This is a genomic window from Ktedonosporobacter rubrisoli, assembly GCF_004208415.1.
Lineage (GTDB): Bacteria > Chloroflexota > Ktedonobacteria > Ktedonobacterales > Ktedonobacteraceae > Ktedonosporobacter > Ktedonosporobacter rubrisoli.
This window is the reverse complement of the sequence record NZ_CP035758.1, coordinates 6046387-6071818: the sequence shown is the minus strand read 5'-3', so window position 1 is coordinate 6071818 and position 25432 is coordinate 6046387. Positions and strand designations below refer to the sequence as shown.

The 25432-nt window shown below is 52.6% G+C and carries 25 protein-coding genes; 14 read left to right on the top strand and 11 right to left on the bottom strand.

Annotated features, from left to right (window positions below; all coding sequences use genetic code 11):
• Positions 1-11: 11 nt before the first annotated feature.
• Positions 12-224, top strand: a complete 213-nt coding sequence (locus EPA93_RS26350) for a helix-turn-helix domain-containing protein (protein WP_129890371.1) — start codon at positions 12-14, stop codon at positions 222-224.
• Positions 225-268: 44 nt separating this feature from the next.
• Positions 269-475, top strand: coding sequence for a helix-turn-helix domain-containing protein (locus tag EPA93_RS26345; protein ID WP_129890370.1), 207 nt, complete (start codon positions 269-271; stop codon positions 473-475).
• Between the two features lie 28 nt (positions 476-503).
• Here the strand turns inward: EPA93_RS26345 and EPA93_RS26340 are convergent, their stop codons facing one another.
• The 3 genes from EPA93_RS26340 to EPA93_RS26330 all read right to left on the bottom strand — a co-directional run bounded on the left by EPA93_RS26340 (position 504) and on the right by EPA93_RS26330 (position 4096).
• Positions 504-1058: a hypothetical protein gene (locus EPA93_RS26340; protein WP_129890369.1), complete on the bottom strand. Its 555-nt coding sequence runs from the start codon at positions 1056-1058 to the stop codon at positions 504-506.
• Between the two features lie 125 nt (positions 1059-1183).
• Complete coding sequence (gene dprA / locus EPA93_RS26335) at positions 1184-2335, bottom strand: DNA-processing protein DprA (RefSeq protein WP_129890368.1); 1152 nt, start codon at positions 2333-2335, stop codon at positions 1184-1186.
• Between the two features lie 144 nt (positions 2336-2479).
• Positions 2480-4096, bottom strand: coding sequence for a peptidase MA family metallohydrolase (locus EPA93_RS26330; protein ID WP_129890367.1), 1617 nt, complete (start codon positions 4094-4096; stop codon positions 2480-2482).
• A gap of 333 nt (positions 4097-4429) precedes the next feature.
• On the opposite strand from EPA93_RS26330, the gene EPA93_RS26325 reads away from it, so the two are divergent.
• The 4 genes from EPA93_RS26325 to dnaJ all read left to right on the top strand — a co-directional run bounded on the left by EPA93_RS26325 (position 4430) and on the right by dnaJ (position 12614).
• Entirely contained in the window at positions 4430-7549 is a 3120-nt protein-coding gene (locus EPA93_RS26325; protein WP_129890366.1) for a transglycosylase domain-containing protein, read from the top strand.
• A 295-nt stretch (positions 7550-7844) separates the two neighbouring features.
• Positions 7845-8900 carry a heat-inducible transcriptional repressor HrcA gene (hrcA, locus tag EPA93_RS26320; protein ID WP_129890365.1) on the top strand — a complete coding sequence of 352 codons (1056 nt, stop codon included), beginning with the start codon at positions 7845-7847 and terminating at the stop codon, positions 8898-8900.
• A gap of 302 nt (positions 8901-9202) precedes the next feature.
• Complete coding sequence (dnaK, locus tag EPA93_RS26315; protein ID WP_129890364.1) at positions 9203-11113, top strand: molecular chaperone DnaK; 1911 nt, start codon at positions 9203-9205, stop codon at positions 11111-11113.
• A gap of 340 nt (positions 11114-11453) precedes the next feature.
• Positions 11454-12614, top strand: coding sequence for a molecular chaperone DnaJ (gene dnaJ / locus EPA93_RS26310; protein WP_129890363.1), 1161 nt, complete (start codon positions 11454-11456; stop codon positions 12612-12614).
• A gap of 161 nt (positions 12615-12775) precedes the next feature.
• On the opposite strand, the gene EPA93_RS26305 is transcribed toward dnaJ, so the two are convergent.
• The 4 genes from EPA93_RS26305 to EPA93_RS26290 all read right to left on the bottom strand — a co-directional run bounded on the left by EPA93_RS26305 (position 12776) and on the right by EPA93_RS26290 (position 16276).
• A complete protein-coding gene (locus EPA93_RS26305; protein WP_129890362.1) occupies positions 12776-13783 on the bottom strand; it encodes an endonuclease/exonuclease/phosphatase family protein in 1008 nt (335 codons plus the stop codon).
• 559 nt (positions 13784-14342) lie between these two features.
• On the bottom strand, positions 14343-14855 hold the full coding sequence (locus EPA93_RS26300; protein ID WP_129890361.1) for an NUDIX hydrolase: 513 nt from the start codon (positions 14853-14855) through the stop codon (positions 14343-14345).
• An 89-nt stretch (positions 14856-14944) separates the two neighbouring features.
• On the bottom strand, positions 14945-15973 hold the full coding sequence (locus EPA93_RS26295) for an NsdA family TPR-like regulatory protein (protein WP_129890360.1): 1029 nt from the start codon (positions 15971-15973) through the stop codon (positions 14945-14947).
• A gap of 57 nt (positions 15974-16030) precedes the next feature.
• Positions 16031-16276: a helix-turn-helix domain-containing protein gene (locus tag EPA93_RS26290; protein WP_129890359.1), complete on the bottom strand. Its 246-nt coding sequence runs from the start codon at positions 16274-16276 to the stop codon at positions 16031-16033.
• A 185-nt stretch (positions 16277-16461) separates the two neighbouring features.
• Between EPA93_RS26290 and EPA93_RS26285 the strand changes: the two genes are divergently transcribed.
• The 5 genes from EPA93_RS26285 (at position 16462) to EPA93_RS26265 (ending at position 18730) form a co-directional block, all read left to right on the top strand.
• Complete coding sequence (locus EPA93_RS26285; protein ID WP_129890358.1) at positions 16462-16677, top strand: hypothetical protein; 216 nt, start codon at positions 16462-16464, stop codon at positions 16675-16677.
• A 47-nt stretch (positions 16678-16724) separates the two neighbouring features.
• Positions 16725-16952 carry a hypothetical protein gene (locus EPA93_RS26280; RefSeq protein ID WP_129890357.1) on the top strand — a complete coding sequence of 76 codons (228 nt, stop codon included), beginning with the start codon at positions 16725-16727 and terminating at the stop codon, positions 16950-16952.
• A gap of 345 nt (positions 16953-17297) precedes the next feature.
• Entirely contained in the window at positions 17298-17618 is a 321-nt protein-coding gene (locus EPA93_RS26275) for a PadR family transcriptional regulator (protein ID WP_129890356.1), read from the top strand.
• A 93-nt stretch (positions 17619-17711) separates the two neighbouring features.
• Positions 17712-18056, top strand: a complete 345-nt coding sequence (locus EPA93_RS26270) for a hypothetical protein (RefSeq protein WP_129890355.1) — start codon at positions 17712-17714, stop codon at positions 18054-18056.
• Positions 18057-18241: 185 nt separating this feature from the next.
• The gene (locus EPA93_RS26265) at positions 18242-18730 is read left to right on the top strand and encodes a nucleoside deaminase (protein WP_207229212.1); all 489 of its coding nucleotides are present in this window, start codon (positions 18242-18244) and stop codon (positions 18728-18730) included.
• A 42-nt stretch (positions 18731-18772) separates the two neighbouring features.
• Here the strand turns inward: EPA93_RS26265 and EPA93_RS26260 are convergent, their stop codons facing one another.
• Positions 18773-19009: a helix-hairpin-helix domain-containing protein gene (locus EPA93_RS26260; RefSeq protein WP_129890354.1), complete on the bottom strand. Its 237-nt coding sequence runs from the start codon at positions 19007-19009 to the stop codon at positions 18773-18775.
• A gap of 365 nt (positions 19010-19374) precedes the next feature.
• Between EPA93_RS26260 and EPA93_RS26255 the strand changes: the two genes are divergently transcribed.
• A complete protein-coding gene (locus EPA93_RS26255) occupies positions 19375-20586 on the top strand; it encodes a glycosyltransferase (RefSeq protein ID WP_129890353.1) in 1212 nt (403 codons plus the stop codon).
• Positions 20587-20603: 17 nt separating this feature from the next.
• Here the strand turns inward: EPA93_RS26255 and EPA93_RS26250 are convergent, their stop codons facing one another.
• From EPA93_RS26250 to EPA93_RS26240, 3 genes are all read right to left on the bottom strand, one after another.
• Positions 20604-21179: a TetR/AcrR family transcriptional regulator gene (locus EPA93_RS26250; protein WP_165423403.1), complete on the bottom strand. Its 576-nt coding sequence runs from the start codon at positions 21177-21179 to the stop codon at positions 20604-20606.
• 239 nt (positions 21180-21418) lie between these two features.
• A complete protein-coding gene (locus EPA93_RS26245; protein WP_165423402.1) occupies positions 21419-22408 on the bottom strand; it encodes an NADP-dependent oxidoreductase in 990 nt (329 codons plus the stop codon).
• Between the two features lie 101 nt (positions 22409-22509).
• Positions 22510-23406 carry an LLM class flavin-dependent oxidoreductase gene (locus EPA93_RS26240; protein WP_165423401.1) on the bottom strand — a complete coding sequence of 299 codons (897 nt, stop codon included), beginning with the start codon at positions 23404-23406 and terminating at the stop codon, positions 22510-22512.
• A gap of 67 nt (positions 23407-23473) precedes the next feature.
• Here EPA93_RS26240 and EPA93_RS48585 point away from each other — a divergent pair, with 67 nt between their 5' ends.
• Entirely contained in the window at positions 23474-23698 is a 225-nt protein-coding gene (locus EPA93_RS48585) for a hypothetical protein (protein WP_165423400.1), read from the top strand.
• Positions 23699-23846: 148 nt separating this feature from the next.
• On the top strand, positions 23847-25361 hold the full coding sequence (locus tag EPA93_RS26235) for an MFS transporter (RefSeq protein WP_129890349.1): 1515 nt from the start codon (positions 23847-23849) through the stop codon (positions 25359-25361).
• Positions 25362-25432: the final 71 nt, after the last annotated feature.

Below are 25432 nucleotides of genomic sequence, written 5' to 3'. Positions count from 1 at the left end.
GGGGAGAGAAAATGGCAACACTCAACGAACTGATTACTGAGGCAGGATTGCGCAAAAAGGAACTGGCGGATAGAAGCGGTGTCGATGTGGCTACGATTATTCGTATTGGAAATGGCAAAGCGACTACAAGAGTGACTGTGGTCAAGTTGGTGAGAGTGCTGGAAAAATATCTGGAAAGAGATATTGCGATAGATAGCATTGAGGGCTTGAATATTACCAGGTAAACAAAAAGAGCTGGAATAGGGTTAGTTTTGTCGAAAGGGTGAGCATGTCGCGAGTAAGAGAACTTCGTATCAAGGCCGCACTCAATATTTCTCGTCTATCCCAATTAGCCAATGTCTCACGGCCAACGCTTGAGAAGATGGAGCGAGGTGAGCCAGTACGACCCGATTTGGCCTCAGCCGTCTGTCACGTTCTTTCAGAAAAATTGGGCTACGAAGTCACGATTGCAAGTGCAGAGATCAAAATCTTGTAGAAGCTGGCAGGGCAAAGAAAGTCAGATCTTAATCTGAAGGGTCTTGTTGGGACCAGCGTTTGCGTGCCTCCTGAAGCCATCCGGGGGCAAGTTCGGGTGGTGGCTGCGGCTCATCGCGGCTCAACTGTTCGGCACGTCTCTGCTGTTCATTCAGAGAAGGCACATTCCAGGCCGCGCGCTCTGCATCGCTTGTCGCAGGATCAAGCTCCCATAACCGATAGCCCTTGCCGTCAGGAACAAACTGTGTGCCATATTTTTGCGGCTTGCCCTGATACATCAGCCAGCGATCCATAGCCGCAGCTGCCAGCCATTTTGCGCGGCGATATCCCTTCTCAGCCGCCGTCAAGGCGAGCGTGTGAGCCTGCCAAATCTCCTCCAACGTCTCGCCGTGCTGGAAGATCATCGCGGCATGATAGTAATCTTCGGCCTCCTGCAGCGCTCCGGCTTGCATTAAGGCCTGCACACGCTCGCGGCGCTGGGTATCATGCTTGCGCAGTTCCCTGTATTCAGCCTCTCCATATGCGGGATGGATTTTACGTTCAGCCTGATCGGCAGCGAAAAGAGCCTGTAATTCCGCATGCATCTTTTTTGCTCCTTGTGTAAATAGCACATTCATAATACTTATTATGCCATAGATAGCATGGCTTGCACGCTCATAAAGCAAATCCATTATCCCGCATATTATTGAAATGGTCGGTGAGCGTCTTATTACGTCTCGCTCAGCACATAATGCATGCCGCCGACTTGCCTGATCATCCCCTTCAGTTCCATCATCGTTAGCACAGCGCTAACCGTATTGGCGGGCAGCTGGGATTCGCGAATCAACTCATCAATATGGCATGCCTCATGGCTCAAGAGCGAGAGCAACTTTTGCTCCTCCGCATTCTCGGGGAGAATGACCTGAGCCTCCACCTGCTGAGAAAGCATAAACAGATTCAGGTTGTTCACAATATCGTTAACATTTGTGACTGGATGCGCGCCATCCTGGATCAACTTATTCACGCCAGCGCCCCCGGGCGAAAAGATGCCGCCAGGTACCGCGAAAACCTCGCGTCCCTGATTGAGGGCCGAAGTTGCTGTAATGAGCGCTCCACTCTTTGGCGGAGCTTCCGTAACCAGGATGCCTTGTGAGAGGCCCGAAATAAGATGATTGCGCGCCGGAAAGTTGCCCGACTCCGGCTTAACGCCTAACGGAAAGGACGTCAGCAAAGCGCCTTGCCCCGATTCTACAATCCTTTTGGCCAGATCGTGATTGACCGCCGGATAGATCACATCCAGACCGCAGGCCAACACGGCTATCGTACGTCCGCCCACATCCAGAGCCGTCGTATGCGCAACAGTATCCACACCCAGAGCCAGCCCGCTGACGATCGTAATCCTGCTGCGGGCCAGTTCGCTGGCAAAGCGCTCAGTAACCTGGCGACCGTATGTACTCATCTTGCGCGTGCCCACAATGCCCAGCGTATAGTGCCGATCGTCCTCAGTCAAATTGCCACAAACATAGAGCACAGGAGGCGCGTACTCGATCTTCTTGAGCAGCGGTGGATAGCTCTCGTCACGCCAGGTAATGACCCAGACGCGCAAGCGCTCTAACCTCTCTAGCTCCTGCTGAGGGATAATCTTTGGGCGCTGCTTAAGAAATTGTTCAATCGTATGCTGATTGAGCCTGGCTGCGTGCAGAGCCTTACTATCGGCCTGCCAGGCGGACTCTACATCATCAGCAAAGTAATCAAGCAGGCGCTTGAAACTGACTGGACCGATGCCTGATACCCGGCTGAAGGCGATCCAGTAAGCTAACTCGTCAAGGGATAGCGCAGTAGAAGGATAATAGCGGGGTGGCGTATTATCATGCACTTCCATCTTCCTCTGCCTTTCAAAACGTGATCAAAAGGATTGATCACAAGCCTGATTGCTGCATTTGCGCGCTGCAGAACGTATTATAACGCCTTTTCGCTTGCCTGCAGCTTATCTTTTTGTGTTGCTAAGTGAGAATGTTTCTATATTTTACTCCTGCGGAACCTGGTGATTGGGATAGCTGCCCGGATACTCCTGTCCCGGCGTGAAGCGGGGCCAGTTGGGATCATTGCCGACGAACGGCTCAGCCGCATCCCGCGCTGGCGGATAGCGCGGCGGCCACTCCTGGTCCTCAGAAGAGGCGTAAGGTCCTGCTGAGCTCATATACTGATCAGAAACTGGCCACGGCCTTTGCTGTGGAGGAAGAGCAGAGCCCATGGGATCAGTAGAAGGGATAGAGCGTTGTAACGTAGAAAAAGAAGACGGCCAGGCCTGATTGAGCCCGTACCGGTCCCGCCGAAGCTGCTGCCTGCTCTGCCGATTGCGGCGTTGATAGACCAGCAGGCTGGTCATGCTCATCAAAGAGATGGTGACCAGCGCTATGCCCAGTGCGAGCAAGAGTGGCGCATTGCTATCGGGCATAATCTTCACCTGGATCGGTTTTCTATTCGGCTGTGGCGTGGACATAATATCTGAAGGATTGAGAATGGGCGGCTGGTTGAGGTGTAAGAGCCACTGGTTTTCCAGGTGGATTTGATCCTCATCAAGAGCGAGTAGCAAATCCTGGCGGAAAGAATTTTGCGGATTATCCATACCCTTAATCAGTGCAGCTATTTTTTGTGGCCCGAACGTATGGTACATATAATCTACAAGCATCCAGCTCTCGGCATAGGCCAGGTAAGCCTTATTTGCATCGGCCGGAAACTCGTTAGCGATATCGTCAAGGCGTAACAGATTGTGCTCGGCCAGAGCTTGTTTAAAGCGCATCTTCATGGCCGGCTCGTGATAAACCTGGTTATAGACAGCCAACCCTTCATCCAGCCAGAGAGGAGCTAAGATGCCACGCGCGATCAATTGATGAAAGACCAGGTGCGTCATCTCATGAGGCATATCGCGGCTTAGCGTCTCGGCTTGCAGGCTATCGACAACAATCGATGCCTGATCCAGCTCAGGAAAGGAGATCCCGCCAACCCACTCGTAGGTCTGAGGAGCGAGCGAGCCATGAAAATCATCATTGCTGGCATAGATCCACAGATCAACCGGCTCAACGAGGCCGCCGCCAAGATTGGCACTAATACGTTTGAGGTGGGCATCGGCTTCGTGCAGAACCGCCTTGCCGAAATCAACAGTACGATTGTACCAATGCACCTGCAGCATGCCATCCGAGATTTGTTGCCAGTTGTAGCGAGTGTCGATAACCGAAAAATGCTGGATTATCCCTGTGTAGAGATTGCCGAGCTGATCTTGCAGCGCCCAATGGTAGCTGATTTGAGTGCCTGGAGGAGTAAAGTGGTTGCCGGTCGTATCCTCGTGCCAGCGCAGCGTGACCTGCTGTGAGGGATCAGTTACATTGACCTGATGTTCTTCGCGCAAATTGGCCGAACTAGAAGCTATAAAAATCGTCGCCCGGACGATTGGGCTAGTACTATCGCGAGCCGAGACCTGAAAATCTATCCCACTGGGAAAATTGATCGTATCTGTTTGGGAATTAATCGTAATTGGATCACTGAAGGCGTAAGCATGAGAGGGGGCGAGAGCAGGCGAGAGAACGCCACCAAGCATACAAACAACGAAGAGTCGCAAGAGGGGACCAGGCCTTGTTAACATAAAAGGGCTCCTCCCAGCATGATATCGTGACACTATGCCCTACTATTGTACATGATTTTGCAAGCGTAATTTCGGCGCATAATATACCTGGAAGGGAAGCATAAAGCCGCTTCAGAACCTATATTTCTCTGAATATGAGCGCAGCTGTTCAGTTATAGAAGCATGGCCTAAATAGGTGATTCGGTTAACGTGTGTCATCTTATTCGTTAAACTCCATAAGGCATTAAACCCAGGAATAGAAAAATATAGTATGCTAGTTTAGGGTTGGTATGGTGAGAGCACACAAGAGATATAGGGAACAAGCTACTGCATGAATATGAGGATGATTTTATTATGAACAATTGGGATCAACCGCCGGACAATAATTACGAGACCGAGTTTGGTGGCCCCGCGCCTGCCAGCGGTTTGTTGAGTGGTTATCGTCAACAGCATCAGCAATTCAATCAGCCTCCTTCTGCAGCACCAGCAATGCCGCAGGAGGTGAATCCCTACTCGCCAATGCCGCCTGGACCATATTCACCACAGCCATCAATGCCGCAGCAGCCGCCACCGCAGCAGATGCCACCAGCCGGGAGCTGGCAGGACCAGCAGAACTGGTTTGCCAATACCAGGCAAATGGTGCAGCGTTTCTCGGGCAAAATAGCGGCGATCGGTAGGCAAAACTACCAGCAGTCGGCACCGCCGATGAATGGCTTCCAGCAGCAATCGGCACCACCAATGAACGGCTTTCCGCCCCAAGCGGCGCCACCAATGAACGGTTTCCAGCAGTCGGCACCGCCAATGAACGGCTTTTCGCCGCAAGGGGCACCGCCGATGAACGGTTTCCAACAACCGATGAATGGCTTCCAGCAGCAGTCGGCACCGCCAATGAATGGCTTTCCGCCGCAAGGGGCACCGCCGATGAATGGCTTTCCGCCCGGGCAAGGCCCATCGGGACCGCTTGATGACAAGCAGTGGAAGCGTTCGCGTTCTGTGCGTCTCTCGCAGAAGATGCGCCAGAAACGTGAGAGCCGTCATCCCCGTGCGCGTAAAATCGTGCTGGGTATCATAATTGGCATTCTCGCCTTTATAGTCGTTGCTACCTCGGCAGGAGGCGTTTATGCATATAGCCTTTATCAAACCCAGTTGCCGCGTCTGCAAGGTCTGGCCACCCAGCAAATCACGCAGACAACGCACATTACAGATCGCAATGGTGTCCCACTGGCAAATCTGTTTCCGGATACAGGGAGGCGTACGCCAGTAATGTATAAAGACATCCCGCAGGTTATGCAGGATGCCATGATTGGCGCAGAGGACCCGAGCTTCTGGACGAACTCCGGCATTGACCCGCAGGGCATTGTACGCGCGGCAGTTGAATATCTGCAGCACCACGCCATTGCCGGCGGCGGAAGTACGCTCACCCAGCAGATCATCAAAAATCTGACGGGCGATGCGCGACAAACCCCTGACCGTAAGGCTATCGAGGCCGTGCTGGCCACTGGACTTACACAACAATATCCAAAGTCAAAGATCCTGGAGATGTATTTCAATATAGCTGGCTTTGGCGCGCAGGATCTGGGCATTGAGTCGGCAGTTGAGGACTATTTCCACTTGATGCCACAGTGCGACAAGAATTTTAATTGCGTACCAGGCATCAAGAATCTCGACTACGACCTGCAGACCAAAAAGCACGACCCCTATCTGGGATTAGCGCGCGCCTCATTATTGGCCGCCATGCCGCAGAATCCGGTGATCTATGATCCCACGCTGGGAGAATCGCATAGGCAAGCGGCGCTGGGACGTCAGGATTACGTCTTGAAGCAGATGATGACCAAGGTGCAGAAGCCGGTCGATGGCATCGGGCCGATCACGCCTGCCGTGATCCAGAAGGTCGAGCAGATGACGGCTAAGATGAAATTTACGGGCTATCAGCCGACGCTACGCGCTCCCCAATTTGTGCAATGGGTAAAGGTTCAGCTTGCGACAGCATTGGGGCATGGCAACTATAGTGCCGGTTTGGATGCGGTCTTAAGTGGAGGCTTTAATGTGCGCACAACGCTTGATGCAAACCTTGAAGATTATGTCGAGAGGGCCGTCAAGCGTCACCTGACCCAACCGGAATTTCAGTACTTCCCTACAGGGCATTATGCTACGCTTAACCAAGACAACCGCGTCAACGACGCGGCCGTCGTGGTAATGAATGCCCGGGATGGAGAAGTGCTGGCCATGGACGGGAGCCTTGACTATAATTTCCAATCAAATGATGAAAAGCTCAAAAGTATGGTTTCTGGTAAAGTTAACATGGCTCTCCAGCCGCGCCAGCCAGGATCAACCTTCAAGCCAATTGTCTATGCCACAGCTTTCCAGATGGGCTGGTATCCAGGTATAATATTGCCGGACTCTAAGACTTACTTCCCCAACGGCTTGCCGGCGGGCACCGATGCCTTTTCCGATGCTACGGGAGTGTATAAACCAACCGACTATAGCGCCTTTACGAATCAGAACATGACAGTTCGTAAAGCTACGGCTATGTCGCTTAACGTACCAGCCGTGAAGGCAATGACCTTTGTGGGCAAGGAGAATGTGGCTAATACAGCTCATTTGATGGGAATTAACGGCTCTTTTGACGACCAATTGAAAGGATGTGGCAGTGCCTGTGTTTCGATGGTGCTTGGCTCGCTGCCTGCATCCTTGTTACAGATGACCGGCGCATATCAGACCTTTGCCAACCAGGGCACACATGTCCCGCCTCAAGGCATTATTGATATCTGGGACAATTACGGCCATCATCTCTATCATCTCGATCCGAACAATGTGAAGGGGGCGACGCGGGTCTTCTCGCCACAGGTCTCCTATATGATGACTTCGGTTCTTGCCGATGAGCATGCACGCACCGGCGAGTTTCTCAATGACCATGATCTATCATTCTGGGATTGGGACCCGACCTGCGGCTACAGGTCCTATGCGCCTTATCCCGACTGCCAGATCCATCAGGTAGCCGCCAAAACCGGCACCACAGACCAATTTGTCGATAACTGGACGATTGGCTATACGCCTGATGTGGTGGTCGGCGTATGGGCCGGCAATGCTGATAATACCACAATGGTAAATGTGTCTGGTGTCTCGGGCGCCGGTCCGATCTGGCATAGCGTGATGGAGCGCGTCAATGGACATTGCAATGTGGCAAATGACGATGTTCCCTGTGGCGATATCAATTTCGATCAGCTTAACTTTAAGCAGACAACTTTCACGCAGCCTCCCGGTCTGCATGTCCGTTGCGTCTCGCCTATGAACGGCTTACAGGCCCAGGGCGACACTGGGAACTGCGACTGGGTACTCGACGGTCAGGACCCGATGCAGAGTGGGTTTGTCGCCACAAATAACGATAATCAAAACAATGATAACAATGGCGACAACAACGACAATACCGACATCAATATCGATAACATCTTAAACAACCTGGGTAAACATTAAGGTAGCTTTGGTGATTATGGGCATGGGTACGGCAATTGGCGTATCACAAGTCCGCTAACTAATGACCCAATACTGAGTCTTGCATGCAAGCACCTCAGTATTGGGTTTTCTTCTTATGGGCCCGAAAACTCTAGTAATCTACCCTTGACAATCCTCCTCTTCGAGTGCTATTCTGTATTTGCAGTCTCGATATGAGAGTGCTAGCAATCATATTTGACAAGTATTGTATCATCCTGGTATATCACTATGGCTGTGCCAGGAGGGATCAAGCAGAAACATAAAGGCAGCAAGGCGAATGATACCATTGAGTCAGCGCAAACAGCAGATCTTGCGGGCGCTGGTTGAAGAATATATCCATACTGCCACTCCTGTTGCTTCCGAGACTCTCGTGCGCAAATATGGACTGCGGTTTAGTTCTGCTACAGTGCGCCACGAGCTGGCAGGGCTGGAAGAGGCAAACTTAATCTATCAGCCACATACTTCTGCTGGGCGTGTACCGACCGATCTGGGATATCGTTATTTTGTCGAGCATCTCATGCAGGAGTCGGCGCTATCGATGAATGAGCAGCGCCTTATCCGTCACCAGTTCTATCAGGTGCAGGATCAATTAGACCAATGGGTGCGCTTAACCGCCTCGGTGATGGCTCGGCTCCTGCATAGCGCGGCCGTTATGTCAGCGCCGCGGGCCAGAGAAGGCCATCTTAAGCATTTTGAGGTGCTTTCGGTCACCGAGCTTTCCGCGCATATGGTTCTGGTCTTAACTGACGGAACAGTGAAGCAGCAGCGCTTGTTGCTTGAATCGCCAATTCAGCAGGAAGAGCTCAGTAACTTATCGATGAGGCTCAACAAACTTTTCCATGATAAGAATGCTGCTGAGATCAACGAGTTGCTCAGTACACAAGACCTGGCGCCCGAAGAGCGGCTGATCGCAACGACGATTGCCCATATGCTAGAACAGCATGGTGATCTAGTAGGTGATACCTTTTATCGGGAAGGCGTGATCAATATTCTGGATCAGCCAGAGTATAGCCGGATGGGACCCGAGGAAGAGCGCAATGAACGGGTGCGCAAGGTGATGGAGGTTTTGGAGCAGAACCGTTTCTTGCCAGCTCTGGCCTCGCAGTTACGCTCCTCAGATGGGGTACAGGTAATCATTGGTGGGGAGAATCAGTGGGACGACATGAAGGATGTGAGCCTGGTTGTGGCTCGCTATGGGCAGGATAGCAAAGTCGGCGGGTTGCTGGGTGTCATCGGTCCCACACGTATGCAATATGGCCGGGCCATCGCGGTAGTCCGCTATATGGCCCAGGTAATGAACGAACTGCTGGCTGAAGTCTACGGGTATGAGTAGGGAGGGGGAGTGACCGAGCTCCCATAGAAGTGCGGCCCGCTGACAAATTTGATCCTGACGAGCAAGGGGCAGGAGTGTTGAGGGAGTCGAGCACCTATCAGGAAGGCCATGTAGCGGCTGTATTGTAGCCAGGCTATATAAGCTCTATAATCAAGCCTTGCGTCCTGTCCCTGGCAATGTAGGGAGCAGAGACGAGCGAGGCAAGAACAACCAGTACAGCGCAAAATTCGTAAATAGATGATAAATTCCTACACGCATTCAAGTATTGGATGCAAGGCAGTATAAAATATTAGGAGGCAACTGTGCCAAAGGTTATCGGAATTGATCTGGGAACCACGAACTCGTGTGTTGCAGTGATGGAAGGTGGCGAGCCTGTCGTCATTCCAAATGCAGAAGGGGCCCGTACCACACCTTCGATTGTAGCAATAAACAAAAATGGCGAGCGTCTCGTCGGTGAAGTAGCGAAGCGTCAGGCTATCACCAACCCTGAGAACACAGTCTATTCTATTAAGCGTTTCATGGGTCGCAAATATAATGACCCCGAGGTAGATCGTGATCGCCGTCTGGTGCCGTACAAGGTGGTTCGCGCGAGCAATGGCGATGCCTGGGTTGAGGTACAGGGCAAGCAATATAGCCCGCCTGAGATCTCGGCAATGATCTTGCAGAAGTTGAAGACCGATGCGGAGGCCTACCTTGGCGAGCGCGTGACCCAGGCTGTGATTACGGTGCCTGCGTACTTTAACGATGCTCAGCGTCAGGCGACCAAGGATGCTGGCAAGATTGCCGGTCTTGAAGTGATGCGTATCATTAACGAGCCTACGGCGGCATCACTGGCCTATGGTCTTGATAAGAAGAAGGACGAGCGTATTGCCGTCTATGACCTGGGTGGAGGTACCTTTGATATCTCGATCCTGGAACTTGGCGATGGCGTCTTTGAGGTCAAGAGTACAAACGGTGATACGCACCTGGGTGGTGATGACTTTGACCAGCGCATCATCAACTGGCTGGCCGATGAGTTCCGCAAGGAGCAGGGCATTGATCTACGTCAGGATCGCATGGCCTTGCAGCGCCTGAAAGAGGCTGCTGAAAAGGCCAAGAAAGAGCTCTCTAGCTCGATGCAGACAGAGGTAAACCTGCCCTTTATCACGGCTGATGCCAGCGGTCCTAAGCACCTGGCGATCTCCCTCTCGCGCTCGAAGCTAGAACAGCTTGTTGAGGATCTTGTCGAGAAGTCGCGCGGTCCTGTGATGAAGGCCCTCTCCGATGCCAGCATTCGCCCGGGAGATATCAATGAAGTCGTGCTGGTTGGTGGTCAGACGCGTATGCCCGCCGTACAGACCATGGTGCGCCGCATTTTCGATCGCGAGCCCAATCGCGGCGTGAATCCTGACGAAGTGGTTGCCATTGGTGCTGCCATCCAGGCTGGCGTCTTGACTGGTGACGTCAAAGACGTGCTCCTGCTCGACGTGACGCCGCTCTCGCTGGGTATTGAAACCCTTGGTGGTGTCTTTACACGCCTGATCGAGCGCAACACGACGATCCCAACCCAGAAGAGCCAGGTCTTCTCTACCGCCAGCGATAATCAGCCCAGCGTGGAGATCAACATCCTGCAAGGTGAGCGCGAGTTCGCCAAGGATAACCGTTCTCTGGGTAGTTTTATCCTTGATGGTATTCCACCTGCCCCGCGTGGTGTGCCGCAGATCGAGGTAACCTTTGATATCGACGCCAACGGTATTGTGAACGTCTCGGCCCGCGATAAGGGAACCGGACGCGAGCAGAAGATCAGAATTCAAGCCGAGAGTGGTCTCTCTAAGGATCAGATTGACCGCATGGTCCGCGATGCCGAGTCGCACGCCTCCGATGACCGCCGCCGCAAGGAAGAGGTCGAGGAGCGCAACCTGGCCGATAGCGCAGCCTATCGCTCCGAGAAGAGCCTCTCCGAGCTTGGCGACAAGCTTTCCTCTGAGCAGAAGGGCGAGCTTGAGACCAAGATCGCTGATGTGCGCTCTGCCCTGGCCACCGATGATATCGCGCGCATCAAGTCGGCCCGCGAAGCTCTTGAGCAGGCTTTCTACAAGATCAGCGAGTCGATCTATACTCAGGGCGCCGGTGCAGGCGCTGGTGCAGGCGCGGATTTCAACAGTGCGCAGCCTGAGGAGAATCAGGGCGGCTCCAAAGATGATACCATCGAGGGCGAATACAAAGAGATGTAATTTTTTCCTACTGGCGAACTGAAGATATCCATGCTTCGGCTCGCCAGTAGCGTGCTTACCCAGGGTGTAAACTGAGTTGTATGCTCCCCGCTAGTGGCGGGGAAATGGAACTTTTGCGCGGCCCTGGCTCTCTTATATGTATGCATAAGATCGCTGCTCAGGGAAAAAAGGCCTGAATCTTCTAACCTGGAGCAGCATGGTTGCGTATATTTGTACAATATGAGGTACAATACTAGCGATTCATTTTTGAAGTAGATGAGCACTTGTTTTATGAATGAGTGTTTAATTCCAGTAGCGCGGAATAGATCGCGCCCTGTTTCTGATGGTAAAGGACCAGTGAATGGCCGCAAATAAACGAGATTATTATGAGGTGCTGGGAGTATCGCGCAACGCGACTGACGACGATGTGAAAAAGGCTTTTCGGCGTCTCGCTAAGCAATATCACCCGGATACAAATAAAGAGCAGGGAGCGGAAGCCCGCTTTATTGAGATCAATGAAGCCTACGAGGTATTAAGTGATCCACAGAAGCGTGCCGCCTATGATCGCTATGGGCATGCAGGCCTTGGTAATGGCGGAGTGGGTGCTGGCTTCAGCGACTTCGGTGGATTTAGTAGCATTAACGATCTCTTTGAGACATTCTTTGCCGGTGCTACGACTTCGCAGCGTCGTTCTGGCGCGCAACGCGGTGCGGACCTGCGCTATGACCTGACCATTACTTTTGAGGAAGCCGTCTTTGGCTGTCAGAAGGAGATTGAGCTCCCCCGCTGGGAATCGTGCCCGACCTGTAGTGGAAGTGGCGCTCAGCCAGGGACTTCTACGGCACGCTGTTCGGCCTGTCAGGGAACTGGCGAAATCCGGCGCGTACAGCAGTCGATCTTCGGGCAGTTTGTGAATGTGACGATGTGCGAGCGCTGTCGTGGCGAGGGTCGTGTCATCACAACGCCTTGTGAGAAGTGTCGCGGCCAGGGCCGGGTGCGCATTAATCGTACGGTAACTGTCAATATTCCAGCTGGCGTCGATGACGGCATCAATGTGCGTGTGAGTGGTCAGGGCGAAGTGAGCGCGCGGGGTGGCACGCCGGGCAACCTCTATGTTGTCCTGACGGTCAAGCCGCACCCGTTCTTTAAGCGCCAGGGCAACGATATTATCTATGAGTTGCCTATCAGCTTTACGCAGGCCGCACTCGGCGATGAAGTGGCGGTGCCGACAGTAGATGGTAAAGAGGCTACGCTCAAAATTCCGCCCGGCACACAGAGCAATCGTTCATTCCGTCTGAAGGGTCAGGGCGTGCCGGTGGTGCATAGCAGCGCGCGCGGCGATCAGCATATCATTGTCAAAGTGGTCACGCCAACTAATCTGACGCCGGAACAAAAGCACCTGCTTGAGGAATTTGCGCGCCTTGAGCATGAGCAGAATGAGCAAAATGATAAAAACATCTTCCGCAATCTGTTTGGTAAAACAAAAGATATGTTTCAAGGTGGCGAATGGCGGGCGGAGTGACCACGCTGAGGTAGTCACTGCCTGCCCGTCCAGGTATAAATGATTATGGCTCGGGCGGAATAACGGTGGTGGTGTGGATCGTTTCCGACCACCATCTCTCCGCTCTATTTCGTTACGTTGTGGCCTTACGCTCCTCAATAAGCCACAACGCTCCCAAGGCATTATCTCGATACTGCGCTATCCAGCTCCTTTTCTGCCTCTCTCAGCTCAACCTTCGTGCCGAATTCGGCGGCAATGGGGAGATGATCGCTGGCTGCGCTTCCAGGTAAGCCGTCGCCGTCAGTAATGACGTAGCATGTCTGCAGGCGCTCGGCCAGCGTGGGATAGGCAAACATATAGTCGATGCGCCCAGCCGGGGCCGCAGCAGGACAGGTGAAGCCCCAGGCGTGGGGATGCGTGCGCCGATAACAGTCGATATAGCCGGCTTCCTGGAGGAGGCGAATGCTGCCGCGCGGCGCGTAAAAGGTGGCGGCGGCGTCAAAGAGCGCGCAGAGAAGTTGGCTACGTGGAATGGTGCGCAGGAGTGGATTCAGGAAACGCAGGCGGGGAGGGACAACAAAATCAAGGTGCGGATGACCGTCGTTAAGCTCCGTCTGACGTTTGGCATCAAGGTTAACGACGTAGCGCACCAGGAAGCTGGCTTTGAAGGGATCGCCCGGAGCCAGCGAGTTGAAGTCTCCCATGAGCACATGTGGCCGTCCCTCTTCGCGCCAGGGGGCCATGATCCGTAGGATCTCCCGTACTTCGCGCTGACGGAGACTATTTCCGGCCCAGCCGTGGTTAAAGGCTGCCCAGAGATGCGTTACAAAGACGGTAAGCTGCTCGCCGCTGGGCTCCTCAACGCATACCTCTAAGAGCGGCTTGCTGAGGATGCCGGGCCTGGCGTGTACGCGTGTGCTGATGACAGGTAGGCGCGTGAGAAGGGCTAATTGATAATCTTTATAGTGGGTGGCGTCGGCTCCCATGATAAGTTGCATGCCGAGTTTGGCGGCGATTTCTTCGATGACTAGAGGTTTTTGCAGAAGTTGCGGGTGGGTAGCTTCGACGAGGCCAACGATATCGGGTTGAGCTGAACTGATGATGCGGGTGAGTTGCTCGGTGCGCCGGGCTCCCTTCTCGCGTAGACTATAACCACCTGCCAGAATATTATATGAAACAATGCGGGTCATTGAATTTTTTATCCTTATTTTGAAACGCTATATGGTTGTGTTTCTTGATTCCACTATATCAGACGAGTGCGATACATAAAAAGGCACAACTAATTAGCCTGCTCGATAATTTGTGGAAACCTGTCGCTCATGGAAGGAGCTTTAACTTCGGGAATGCCAGTTTACTGCCAAAAAATAGCCTTTGGATCAATTGCTCCCGGCAATTATGTAGGATTGGGCAGGCTAGATGAGCGACCGATATAGCCTGCCCGAAGAGGATATCTAACGCTAGCTGGTTAAAGATGCGATCGAAGCTCAAAAATTATCGTCATCTTTTGCCCGCTATGCAAAAATGAACCCCCTTGTGAAAAATGTCGTCTTGCCCGAATCGCGAAGATTCTGTCTGGCTCAACGGCGAGCCAGGGGCGACTTAGGGGTTATAATAGCATGAGGTAGTTAGAAAAATCTTCTCGGATCTTGCACTTATATGAGCGTAGCTTGCCGGGTCTGCCTGCTATTCGTTGGGCCATTACTAGCGTTGGTTTACGTCATCCTCTCTGCTATTGTCCTCGGGGATGAGCTATGAAGAGGGAAGTGGGCGAATTACCATTCTGCGGAACGAGGTGCTTGCATAATCCTCACTTTCGTATTCGTAAAAGTACTCATAAGGCGCTGAGGCTTTGAGCATGGGAGGCAGGAAGCGCGGAATATTGCTAACCACTTCTTGATTGCGAGGATCACACACCCAGTCCAGCGGCTTCCAGGCGAGGAGGCCTTCGCGCGTATCGAGAGAGGTTATTTGCTCTGCTTGTTGCGCCGAGAGCCGAGCAATGAAGCTATACATGCCTTTTACCGGCTCGTGATCGAATAAGCCCCAGGTTGTGATGCCAGCATAAAAGAGGGAGGCGGCTTGTTCCAGATCAATTCCGGCCTCTTCCTGTATTTCACGCCGAACGGCAATCAGTGGAGTCTCGTCGGCTTTGAGCTTTCCGCCCAGGCCGTTCCAGAGCTGTGCGTTGGGCGGAAAGTTTCTACGCAACATCAAGACGCGTTGCTGATAGCAACAAAAGCAAATAGTATAAGGTATTTCCATTATTTCTCTTCTTCTCCACTCGTTCTATGCTTGTAAGATCTGCATCTTTACTACCGCTGCATTTTTCTTATAGTCATATTGTAAAGGCCTTAGCTCATAGCTTGCCTGTGAGCAAGAGCATAATCATGGAGGCGCGTACCCAGACTTTTAACTCCCAACTCGCGGCGCCAGCGTGATTGAGCCAGCGTTGCATGTAGTTTACTAACGCGTTCAATTGTGCTCTGTTTATGCAACGTGGATGCCAGCGTAAAAGCCTCTTGCGATGTTTCAATAGCTTCCTGAATATGTTGAGCTGCGTAGCAGGCTTCAGCTTTGCGAGCTAAGAAACGAGCGCGCTCAACTATCAGCGTAGGATCGCTGTCCATCAACCCTTTATCGAACAGGATAATAGCGCGCTCATAGTCATGTAGAATGAGCGCGTAGAGCCCTTTCCATAGCGTGACAGAAGCGTTATCAAAAAGCGCGTGACTACGTTCAGGACTGCGTTCTTCGCGACCAAGGATATGAGAAGCCAATCCAATATTCGTCAAGCAATCCTGGGGACGTTGTGCAAAGGCGTAAGCTTCAGCACGTGATTGAAGAAGCTTCCCACGTAAGCGGGGGAAACTCAGTCCTTCTACCTGATCAAGCGCACTGTTAAAATATTTGATAGCTTGTACTGGCTGCTCCTGGGCCATGAGAACCATGCCTGTGCGCAATCTTGAAGAGGCCATAAGCTCAACGTTGCCAGCTTCATAAGCTGCTTGAAAGCCATTATGCATAGCTTTTTTAGCCTGCGTATAGAGCGAGCTGTCGCGAAGGATGCTGCCTTCTAATTGGTAGCTCAGGCTTAACACGGCTAGTGAGCGTTTATGCCAGGGCGTAGTTTGGGTGGCGTCTACAAATTCCTGTAACTGCTCTTTCCAACTATCCATCCGCCTGGAAACAAAATTAGGGCCAGAGGCCTGATAAACGTGCCAGCGCATCTCCATTTCTTGCTCGAAGAACCCCATCATATCGTTGTTGAGAGGCAGCCGATAACGATGGCTCCAGGGCGGCGGACCCTGTAAGCCTAGTTCGCTGGCGGGGATACCTAACAGGCCCGCCAGAAACCAACGCCGTGTCATGCTTCTAATCATGGCTGTGTTCTCTGTAGCTCTAGAGTGAACATTGCAGGTTTTCAAGCTCAGATAAGTCTAATCTTTCCCATCTTTAGTGGCATCGGGCCGGCGATGAGGCTCTCCGTGAATCTCCATCACCTCGTCAAGAGATACATTAAGCGCCCAGGCGATCTTAACAACGGTGCTCAAAGACACGTCACGCGTAGGATCTTGAAATATCCTTTTGATAGTTTTGAAATCGACATTTGCTGCTCGCGACAAAGAAGATTGGTTAAATCCCTTCTGCCGCGCGATCTCTTTTGCCCTTAACCATATCTCCATACCAACTAATATAGCAGTGATTGCTACTTCGTAGTATTGGTCTTATAAGCATAACATATGCTTCCTACCATGAGTGCATGGTATTTGCAGGTTAACCTTCAAGAGGTAATTGATGTAATAAGGTGCCAATGATAGTATTAAGTTAATAGCTTAGATGGATGTATTGAGTTAGAAAGGGAATTTACATGAGCAGCGAAGTGAGCCAGCTAAGGCAGGAGATAGAACTAGTATGTCAGTCTATTAACTTAGCGCTGAATGGATACTCCATCGCGGCCCAACATCGAATCATTGCCCACAAGCACAAAATATTGGATAGGTATTGTGAGAAGCTGACCAGGACCGTTGGCGAGCAAAAGGCTGCAGAGATCACCTGCGAGCTTTATATGCAGCACGTCAAGTGATGAGTGACTCTTGCATACAAAACTTTGTGTTGGGAAGGAGAAAAGTTGTGAAACGGCAACCACATGTCGACCCCTTAAGACCGTTTTTAGCTAGCGAGCTAGAACTCATCTCGCTTGGAGAAGCCATTCTCTTTTATATGAACTATTTGCGGCATCTTCACACAACTCACCAGCCGATCAGCGAAGAGTGCAATGCTGCTGGTTTTTATCTTCAGCAGTTTTATGATCGGCTGGTTGCTCAGTTGTCTTCGGCCCAGAAATGTAGCCAGGATTAATTAGGGGGCATAATGATCACGTTGAACGAGTTAAAGGACTGGTTATAGAAGGAGCTTCAGAAGGTTAGACGGGAGAGTGGAGAGGGCGCGGCAGAAGCAGCCCCTATCTGATTGCTCAGTGCTTGCTGGAGTTACAGTCTCCTCGACGGAGCAATGATAGCCGGCCTCACCTCCTTATAAAGTATACACGCCACCACAAATAGAAGGCGAGAGCCCTTGTCTGTTCTGCTCGCTGAGCAAGGCGAGAAGAGCCATTGATTTTATGGTCCTTCTGTGTTACTATTCAGTATGACTTAATAAATAAAACAATATAATTTTCGAGTGCCTTGACAAGGAGAGCTCCTGATGCGGAAAAGCCAGTTAGATCTGGGACGTTTCTCTGACCCCTCGTTGCTGATCCTTTCCAGCTTGGCCGCTGGGCCTAAGCATGGCTATGCCATGATGGAGGATATCTATCTCTTTAGCGGCACCCGCCTGGAGCCCGGAACGCTCTATGGGGCGATTGCACGCCTGGAGCAGCGCGGCTGGATCGAAGCCCTGGAATCTGAAGACCGGCGCCGACCGTATCGCATCACGCCCGCCGGAGTTGCCTTTTTGCGCGAACAGTTGACAAGCTGGCAACGCGTTATCGCGACAGGCTTGCAGCGACTCCCCGCAAGCTCTTAGAGCGAGCCTGGTGCAAGGGAACACCAGCGCATGCCGGCGTCGTGCTGAAATTAACGTATTGGTGTCTCATCAATGTATGTGTAAGGAGGGGAAATGAAATATGGTCGTTGGGTACACTGGATTATGCGCTGGTATCCGCAGGGATGGCGCGAACGCTATGAGCAAGAAATGCTAGCTCTGCTAGAGCAACATACAATTACGCCGCTGACCCTCCTGAATTTATGGGTTGGGGCCCTGGATGCTCAGCTCAACGGAGGCTATGACAGCCCGGAGCTCTCCATCTCTTTCCGCATTGTACGCTCTACCGCCATCCTGTTTATCGCCGCCCTTTTCTTCGCCGTCCTTCCGCAAGCCTGGTCGTTTCCTAAGAGCGCGGAAACGTTTCCCTTCGGCAACGGCTTCCCACAGCTGAACACTTTGGAGGCTTCAGAGAGCTGAGGGCATCTGGGTTAGCGCAGATGGCAGATATGGAACAGGCGCTTTCTCAGGTCTAGCCCTGACCCTTATGCAGCATGTTGGAGCAGGAAAAATGCCACTGCTACTTTCGCAGGTAAAGAGAAACCTTTTTTTGTCGAGAATTATGCTTTGTAGCCCTGGTTCATCTAGCAAAGAAAGAAGATGCTATGTCTCAACCGACGCACCAAGATTTCGTTTACATGCAGAAAGCCATCGATGAGGCGCGCAAAGTCATTACAGCGGGAAAAACTGGTGTGGTTGCGCTGCTGGTTAAGCAGGGGAAAGTTATTGCCCAGGGTCATAATAGATATGCCGAGACTGGTGATCTGACGGCGCATGGAGAGATGGCTGTCTTGCGTTCAGCGGCTAGCCAGCTTAACGAATTGTCTGTTGAAGAAAGAAAACAGATCACGCTCTATGTCACGCTTGAGCCCTGCCTGATGTGCTTTGCCGCCATCTCCTTTGTCGGACTCAAGCGGGTAGTATATTCCGCGCTGGCCGAGGATGCCAATGAGGAAGAGATGATTGCGCGTGGGCTCACAGCCGAGACGCTCAATCCCTTGCTCACGCGCGGCTCGCTAGACCTGGTGCCGGGCGTCTTGCGCGAAGATGGGCGCGATATACTGGCGCGTATGGGCAAGCTGCATGCACAATGAACAGATGTGGCTAAGCATGGACATGAGGTAAGGAGAACTACCTTAGCCCTTGCTTGCTTTTTTCTTATGCCCTGCAAACGAGAGGTCACGAGCGGCCAGCGTGCGACGGAGCGCCTCAATTCCCTTTGGTCCCATGCCGTGTAGCTTAAGAACCTCGGCCTCACTGAGGCTAGTAAATTGTTCAAGCCGCACGTAGCCTGCGCCAATAAGTGCTCTCCGGGCCGGATTGGATAGCTCTGCTGGAAGATCGCTTTCCGGCTGGTTGGGCTGATCTGACATACCTCATCTCTCCTTTTTCTTTCTGTGAAGCGCCCCACGGCAAAAGCCAGGGAGTACGGAGCGCCTGGCTAAATCTGGGCCTGTCGCCTAAGTGGCCTCTTTTCGCTAGCCGCTCTTTGCAGCTCTTATTCGGTATAGGCTGTGTTATTTCAGGCTAGCCCGGCTCTGACATTTTATTGCTGGAATGGTCAGCAAGCAACCTCCTCTGCCTATCATCGCCGAGGAACAAGAAAAAAACTTCTTCAATCTTGCTATATTTGTAACGACGTGTATGCTAGAGATAGAGGCTGATTTTTTCTTGCCTCGAACATGGGCGAGTTTCGAGGAGAGGATCATAGCAACGGTGGAGAGGAAGAGGCGCTGAGATGAATAGACGCGTGCGGACCATTCTATTAACCAGCGATAGTTATCCTCCGGCCGTTAATGGAATTGTCACGCATCTCCTGCTTTTGCGCAAAGAGCTGGAACGGCGCGGCTATCGCGTCCTAACAATAGCGCCCAGGCGCAGAGAAGGGCCAGCAAGCGAAGAAAATGTTCTGTATATCCCCTCTTTTCCCTTACCTCTGCGCGGCGATAATTTTGTCACGCTTCCCTTCCCCGAGCTAGAAAAACATCCCTTATTGCGCTCTCCCATCGATATTGTCCATAACCATCTCTTTCTTATTGGCATGCTCGGCTTGAGGGTGGCACAAAAAAGAAATATTCCAGCCGTGGTGACCTATCATACCTTCTTTCGGCAGTACAGCGACTGGACCATTCCCTGGATACCCAAGACTGTACGCTATCCCTTAATCAATGCCCTGGCCCGCTCCTACTTCCAACAGCATCGTCTTATCATAGCTCCTTCACATAAGGCCATTGACGAATTGCAGCAGGCGCGCGTGAAGGCGCCGATCAAGCTCATAACCAATGGAATTGACCTGGCCCGCTTTCGCCTGGCCGATCCTCAACTGTTCAGACAGCGCTACGGCCTTGCTCCAGGCAAACCCCTGGTTACCTTGACCGGAATTCTTGAGCGCGGCAAGAACGTGGACCTGGCAATTCGTAGCCTGGCCCGGCTGAGAAATATGCTTGCCGAGGTGCAATTGATAATCATTGGCGATGGCAATGCTAGAGAGGCGTTGGAGGAGCTGGTTGCCCGCCTGCGCTTACGCAAGCAGGTCATGATTACCGGGTATCTGGACCGCGCTATGATCGCCAGCGCGGCTGCGGCGACTGATGTCGTCTTATTTACCAGCGATACCGATACGTTGCCTACCGTGGTTATTGAGGGTATGGCCGCCGGCAAGCCTGTGGTTGCGGTCAGGGATGATGCCGTACTGGATCTGGTCTACCATCGCTACAACGGTTTGCTGGTGGCTAAAGATCCGCTGCAACTGGCCGAGGCCCTGGCTTATATATTGACGCAGCGGGAACAGGCCAGGAGATATGGCGAGAACAGCCGCAAACTTGCCGAAGCTTTTTCCATCGAGCGCTATGTTGACCAGCTTGAGCAGCTCTACTCCTCGTTGCGTGAGCAGATGGGGGCCGCCCTGGTCGGCGCTCTCCCATTTTCTAGGGGTGGCGCTTCTCAATAAGATATTCTATTTGCTGCTTATGCTTTCAGCTGGGCATCAACCAGCACCTTTACCGCTTGCACAACAGAAGAAGTGGTATCGATAGGGCCTTCCATCCGGCCTTGCATTAACATACCGTTCATGAGCAAGAGAAGCTGATCGGCAAGGATGTCCGGCTGTCGCGCGCCGGCCTGCTCGGCGAGCTGAAGGAAGCGTGCACGCACGTCGCGTTTATGCTCAAGAGCGACCTGGTGGGCAGGATGATCAAATTGAGGAAATTCAACGGCGGCGTGCAGGCAGGAACATCCACAAAAGCCGGGTTCAGCAACCGTGGAAGCAAGCATCTCAAAAATTGCCACGAGGGCAATCTGTGGCGAAGCAGGATGCTCGCTGATAACTTGCTCAAAAGCGGCCCAGAAATTCTCAATGGTCTGTTCTATATATGCGCAGATTAAATCATTTTTCGTAGAGAAATGACGGTATAGGGTCATTTTGGCGACGCCAGAGCGCTCAATGATCGTGTCGGTGCCCACAGCACGATATCCCTCGCGTGAAAACAGATCAGTGGCCGTCGTGAGAATGCGCTGTCGCGCGGAATGAATCGAAGCCTTCATGCTTTTTTCCTCCTCCAAGCACTTGACAAGATAGAGACTGGTCTGCATACTCATAGAAAAGAGACAGACCAGTCTCTATCTTACTCCTTGAGAGGAATTTTGGCAAGAGTCCACAGAGAATATTTCTTTTATTCTGCTGAGCCACAGATGAGATAACTGACTCAGCAGAATAATTGTGGTAAAACCGGCAGGTTTAAAGTTTAGATCTACAAGTTGAAACGTATAATAAGGTCCGGCACTTAGTCAGCAATATGTAAGACGATACGTCCGCGTCCATGGCCCGTTTCGCAGAGGGCATGAGCCAGAGGAGCTTCGTCTAAGGAGAAGATCTGCCGAATTGTTGGCTTGACATGTCCTTCGTCAATGAGTTGAATGATCCTTTGCAGGTGCTCGCTGGTGGGAAACACTGCATTTTTTATCGCGTGAACACCAAGCTGCTCAGCCAGTTCTACCGGAGCTGGTTCCATCACCGTGACCAGGGTTCCTCCACGTTTGAGGACCCTGAGCGAGCGCTGCAAGGTCTCGCCCCCGACAGTATCCAGAACGAAATCCACATCATGGGCAACCTCTTCCAAGGGTGTGGTTGTATAATCGATCACGGTTTCAGCTCCCAGAGAGCTGACAAAATCGAGATTGGCAGTCGAAGCGGTTCCGATCACCTGTGCGCCTTTCCAGCGGGCAAACTGGGTCGCAAATAAACCAACGCCACCAGCCGCAGCATGAATGAGAGCGCGTTGGCCAGCCTGAAGGTTGCCATCCTCAAAAAGCGCCGTCCACGCTGTTGTGGCCCCGCCTGAGAGGGTTGCCGCTTCAGCAAAACTTAGCGTCTCTGGCTTGAGCGCCAATGGGCTGATCCCCGCAGTGTTTCTATATCCGACAGTATCTGGAGCGAGGGCTGGTGGATGTGCCTGCACTGTTGTATATTCGGCATACGTTCCGTTAGGCGCTCGTCCGCAGATCGCCTGCCCGACCTCCCAGCCGGTGACATCGGGGCCAAGCTTCTCAATGACGCCAGCAAATGCCGTGCCAGGAGTATAGGGAAAGGACTTTGGCAGAATGCCGGGCAGATGTCCCTTGCGGATAAAATATTCCATTGGCAAGACACCTGCGGCATGCACGCGAATCAACAACTCCCCTTTTTCAGGTTCTGGTCGCGGGACCCGTTCCACTTGCAGTACTTCGGGGTCTCCGTAGTGGTGGACGCGTATTGCTCTCATTGTCTGAGTCATCAATAAAATCCTCTTTCTTATTATTAATTACAAAATCAACTTGATTGTTTGCTCTGTTTACTTGCGAGAACGGTTGAATGGTGGACGAGAGAGCGATGATCTCAGTTCAGAAGGTCCAGGGCTTCTTTGATGAGTTCACACTTCTGCATCCACTTCTTAGCAGAGAGGGCGATGACGAGGCGTTCGGCTCCGGCCTCAGCGTAGGCGGCGAAGCGTTCGGCAACTAGCTCTCTTGGGCCAGTGATCGGGATCTTTGCCGCCGTTTCGGGTGGTATGCCGTAGTTGTCAACCATATTGTGGAGAAAAGCCTCGTGTTCTGCCTTTTCGGACTCCAACAGGATATGGCCTCCAACCGTAATACCTGGGGTTGCGTGCCCATGTTCGCTTGCCAGCTCGCGCAGCTTCTCTGCTTGTCGGGTGAGCGCGTCTGGCGTGATGAGGGAAGGGAACCAGCCGAAGCCACGTGTCGCAGCACGACGAATAGCGACATCAGAACTGCCTCCGATCAGGAAGGGCGGCACCGGGACTGCCGGGGCAAGTGTCAGGACTGGCTGGTCTGGCTCTCCTGTGAGTTGGGTCGCTTCGCCAGCGATGAGGTGTGGCAGGATATCAAGGGCCGCGTCAGTTCTGCGTCCCCGCTCACGCACTACCGCGCCGACTGCCCGTGAGAAGGGGGTGTCAGAGGGACCTCCAGACCCGATGCCAAGAATGAGCCTGTTTCCTGAGAGATATTGGAGCGTCACGATCTGTGCGGCGAGCAAGGCAATTGGACGGGCATAAGGGACGAGGACGCCGAAGCCCAACTGTACTCGATCAGTGACTGCGGCGGCAGTGGTAAGAGTGACAATGCTTTCCAGTGAGGGTGTTCCGTCCCCATTGATCAGATCTGGCACCCAGAGCGAATCGAACCCCAACTGTTCCACGTGACGGGCGCGATCTTTTACCCCCTCAATTTGACCAGTGGTCGAGAGGGAGATGCCTATTTTGAGCCTGGGCATGGTTGGATGTTGTCCTTTCTCGTTGCATACATGCTTTTTCGTTTCACATACTCTAACAGAAGGGCAGATGCTAGCGTATCGATCCATTGAACAGTTCGCCTTCTGTACCAATGGGCAGGGGCTCAATAAGCACGGAGCGGAACGTTCAGCTCTTGCGCACAATCCTTTCAGGCGCAAGCTCACGCTGCCGATGAGTATCATAGCCAGCGAACAGAGAATGATCCCGGTCGCTATGTGTAAGCTGGCAAATAGAAGTGCGACAAGTGCCGTTATACTTTCTCCAAGCACTTGACAAGATAGAGACTAGTCTGTATACTCTTCGGGAAAGAGACAGACTAGTCTCTATCTTGTCCCTTGAGAGGAATTTGGCAAGAGTCCACAGAGAATATTTCTTGTCTCCTCGGAAGGGAGGGTACGTGATTACGCAGAAAGGATCAAAAATGAAGACGTCATCTCTGTCGGGGGAAATTTCCGAGCAGAGAGGTGAGCAATTCAGCGCTGCCAGGCGCCGCCTAGTCTTACCTCTCCTATGTATTGCGGTCTTCCTTGACGCTTTAGATACATCTATCGTCAATGTTGCCCTTCCCAGTATCCAACATGATCTTCGGCTAACAACGCTGGATTTGCCTTGGGTGGCAGGAATATATTTCCTTCTCTATGCAGGTTTTTTACTGTTAGGAGGACGTGCGGCCGACCTGTTGGGTCGTCGTCGCATTTTTATGGTAGGATCTGCACTCTTTGGCCTGGCTTCCTTCATCTGTGGATTGGCAAACGATGCCTGGCTGTTATTGTTGGCGCGCGCTTTGCAGGGCCTGGGCGCTGCCTTGACGCTTCCCGCCGCGATCTCGATCATCACAACGACCTTTGCCGAGGGACCAGAGCGCAACAAAGCCTTGAGCATCTTTAGCGCAACTGGCGCTTCTGGCTTCAGCTTCGGCTTAGTGTTGGGTGGAGTTCTGACTACGTTTATTAGCTGGCACTGGATATTCTTTGTGAATGTTCCTTTCGCGCTTCTCATCTTGCTGCTGGTCCCGCACGTCGTCAAGGAGAGCCGGGTGATGACTGGAGCACGCTCCTATGATATCGCTGGCGCCGTCACCGTCACAGCCGGATTGCTCCTCTTAGGCTACGCGATTACGCAGGCCAACCAGCCCGGGGCGACTCCGCTTATGACGGTGGGGCTCCTGGTGCTTGCCCTTGTCGTTCTGGCCGTGTTCATCCTCGTCGAGCGGCGTGCTAAAGAGCCCCTGATACCGTTGCGTATCTTCCGCTCAAAGAATACAGTATCCGCGAATCTGGCCTCATTTACCTTGCTGGGTCCATTTTTCAGCTTCCTGTTCATTGCTGCACTTTACTTGCAGGATGTGCTCCACTACTCGCCAGTGCTGGCAAGCCTGGCTCTACTGCCGGGCAGTGTGCTGACGGTTCTGGTATCTCGCTTTGTCACGCCCAGGCTCTTGAACGCTCTCGGCGTGAAGTTGAGCTCAGTCATTGGCCTGCTCTGTATGGCCAGTGGTGTGGCACTTTTGGCCCTCATTGGACCGAATAGCGACTACCTCGGGGTTATCTTGCTGCCGATGCTTCTGGTTATGGGGCTGGGCCTGGGAATCGGCTATCCCGCGCTGGCGGTTGCCGCCGTCAGTGGTATCTCGGATGCTGAGCAAGGGCTGGCTGCAGGTTTGCAAGGAACGGCTTTGCAGGCGGGTGGAGGACTATGGCTCGCGATTATGGCCGCCGTAGTGACTGTAAGCGCCGCAGCGGCACAAGGCGTAATTTCAGGTGTGGTGCCATCAGTTAGTGCGCAGCTCAGTGGTTTCCATGCCGGATTGCTTGTTGCGGCAGCTGGCGCCGTGTTGGGGGCAATAATAGCGCTCATCGGCATTCAGGGCCGCCCGGCCGAGCAGAAGGAACAGAGGTCTGTGGAAACATTTGCCGAGGATAAGCTTTCCATCTAGCCCTCTCCCTTTCCGGCGCGTAGCGAGACATGGGGTTTCCAGAGGCCGGTAAAGGGAGAGAAGAAAATGAA

Coding starts and splice junctions, on each gene's coding strand:
- EPA93_RS26305 (WP_129890362.1), bottom strand. CDS start 13,783: ATGACCCGCATTGTTTCATATAATATTCTGGCAGGTGGTTATAGTCTA.
- EPA93_RS26350 (WP_129890371.1), top strand. CDS start 12: ATGGCAACACTCAACGAACTGATTACTGAGGCAGGATTGCGCAAAAAG.
- EPA93_RS26300 (WP_129890361.1), bottom strand. CDS start 14,855: ATGGAAATACCTTATACTATTTGCTTTTGTTGCTATCAGCAACGCGTC.
- EPA93_RS26270 (WP_129890355.1), top strand. CDS start 17,712: ATGAAATATGGTCGTTGGGTACACTGGATTATGCGCTGGTATCCGCAG.
- EPA93_RS26345 (WP_129890370.1), top strand. CDS start 269: ATGTCGCGAGTAAGAGAACTTCGTATCAAGGCCGCACTCAATATTTCT.
- EPA93_RS26285 (WP_129890358.1), top strand. CDS start 16,462: ATGAGCAGCGAAGTGAGCCAGCTAAGGCAGGAGATAGAACTAGTATGT.
- EPA93_RS26240 (WP_165423401.1), bottom strand. CDS start 23,406: ATGCCCAGGCTCAAAATAGGCATCTCCCTCTCGACCACTGGTCAAATT.
- EPA93_RS48585 (WP_165423400.1), top strand. CDS start 23,474: ATGCTAGCGTATCGATCCATTGAACAGTTCGCCTTCTGTACCAATGGG.
- EPA93_RS26330 (WP_129890367.1), bottom strand. CDS start 4,096: ATGTTAACAAGGCCTGGTCCCCTCTTGCGACTCTTCGTTGTTTGTATG.
- EPA93_RS26250 (WP_165423403.1), bottom strand. CDS start 21,179: ATGAAGGCTTCGATTCATTCCGCGCGACAGCGCATTCTCACGACGGCC.
- EPA93_RS26265 (WP_207229212.1), top strand. CDS start 18,242: ATGTCTCAACCGACGCACCAAGATTTCGTTTACATGCAGAAAGCCATC.
- dnaJ (WP_129890363.1), top strand. CDS start 11,454: ATGGCCGCAAATAAACGAGATTATTATGAGGTGCTGGGAGTATCGCGC.
- EPA93_RS26260 (WP_129890354.1), bottom strand. CDS start 19,009: ATGTCAGATCAGCCCAACCAGCCGGAAAGCGATCTTCCAGCAGAGCTA.
- EPA93_RS26325 (WP_129890366.1), top strand. CDS start 4,430: ATGAACAATTGGGATCAACCGCCGGACAATAATTACGAGACCGAGTTT.
- dprA (WP_129890368.1), bottom strand. CDS start 2,335: ATGGAAGTGCATGATAATACGCCACCCCGCTATTATCCTTCTACTGCG.
- EPA93_RS26245 (WP_165423402.1), bottom strand. CDS start 22,408: ATGACTCAGACAATGAGAGCAATACGCGTCCACCACTACGGAGACCCC.
- EPA93_RS26340 (WP_129890369.1), bottom strand. CDS start 1,058: ATGCATGCGGAATTACAGGCTCTTTTCGCTGCCGATCAGGCTGAACGT.
- hrcA (WP_129890365.1), top strand. CDS start 7,845: ATGATACCATTGAGTCAGCGCAAACAGCAGATCTTGCGGGCGCTGGTT.
- EPA93_RS26275 (WP_129890356.1), top strand. CDS start 17,298: ATGCGGAAAAGCCAGTTAGATCTGGGACGTTTCTCTGACCCCTCGTTG.
- EPA93_RS26295 (WP_129890360.1), bottom strand. CDS start 15,973: ATGATTAGAAGCATGACACGGCGTTGGTTTCTGGCGGGCCTGTTAGGT.
- EPA93_RS26255 (WP_129890353.1), top strand. CDS start 19,375: ATGAATAGACGCGTGCGGACCATTCTATTAACCAGCGATAGTTATCCT.
- EPA93_RS26235 (WP_129890349.1), top strand. CDS start 23,847: ATGAAGACGTCATCTCTGTCGGGGGAAATTTCCGAGCAGAGAGGTGAG.
- EPA93_RS26290 (WP_129890359.1), bottom strand. CDS start 16,276: ATGGAGATATGGTTAAGGGCAAAAGAGATCGCGCGGCAGAAGGGATTT.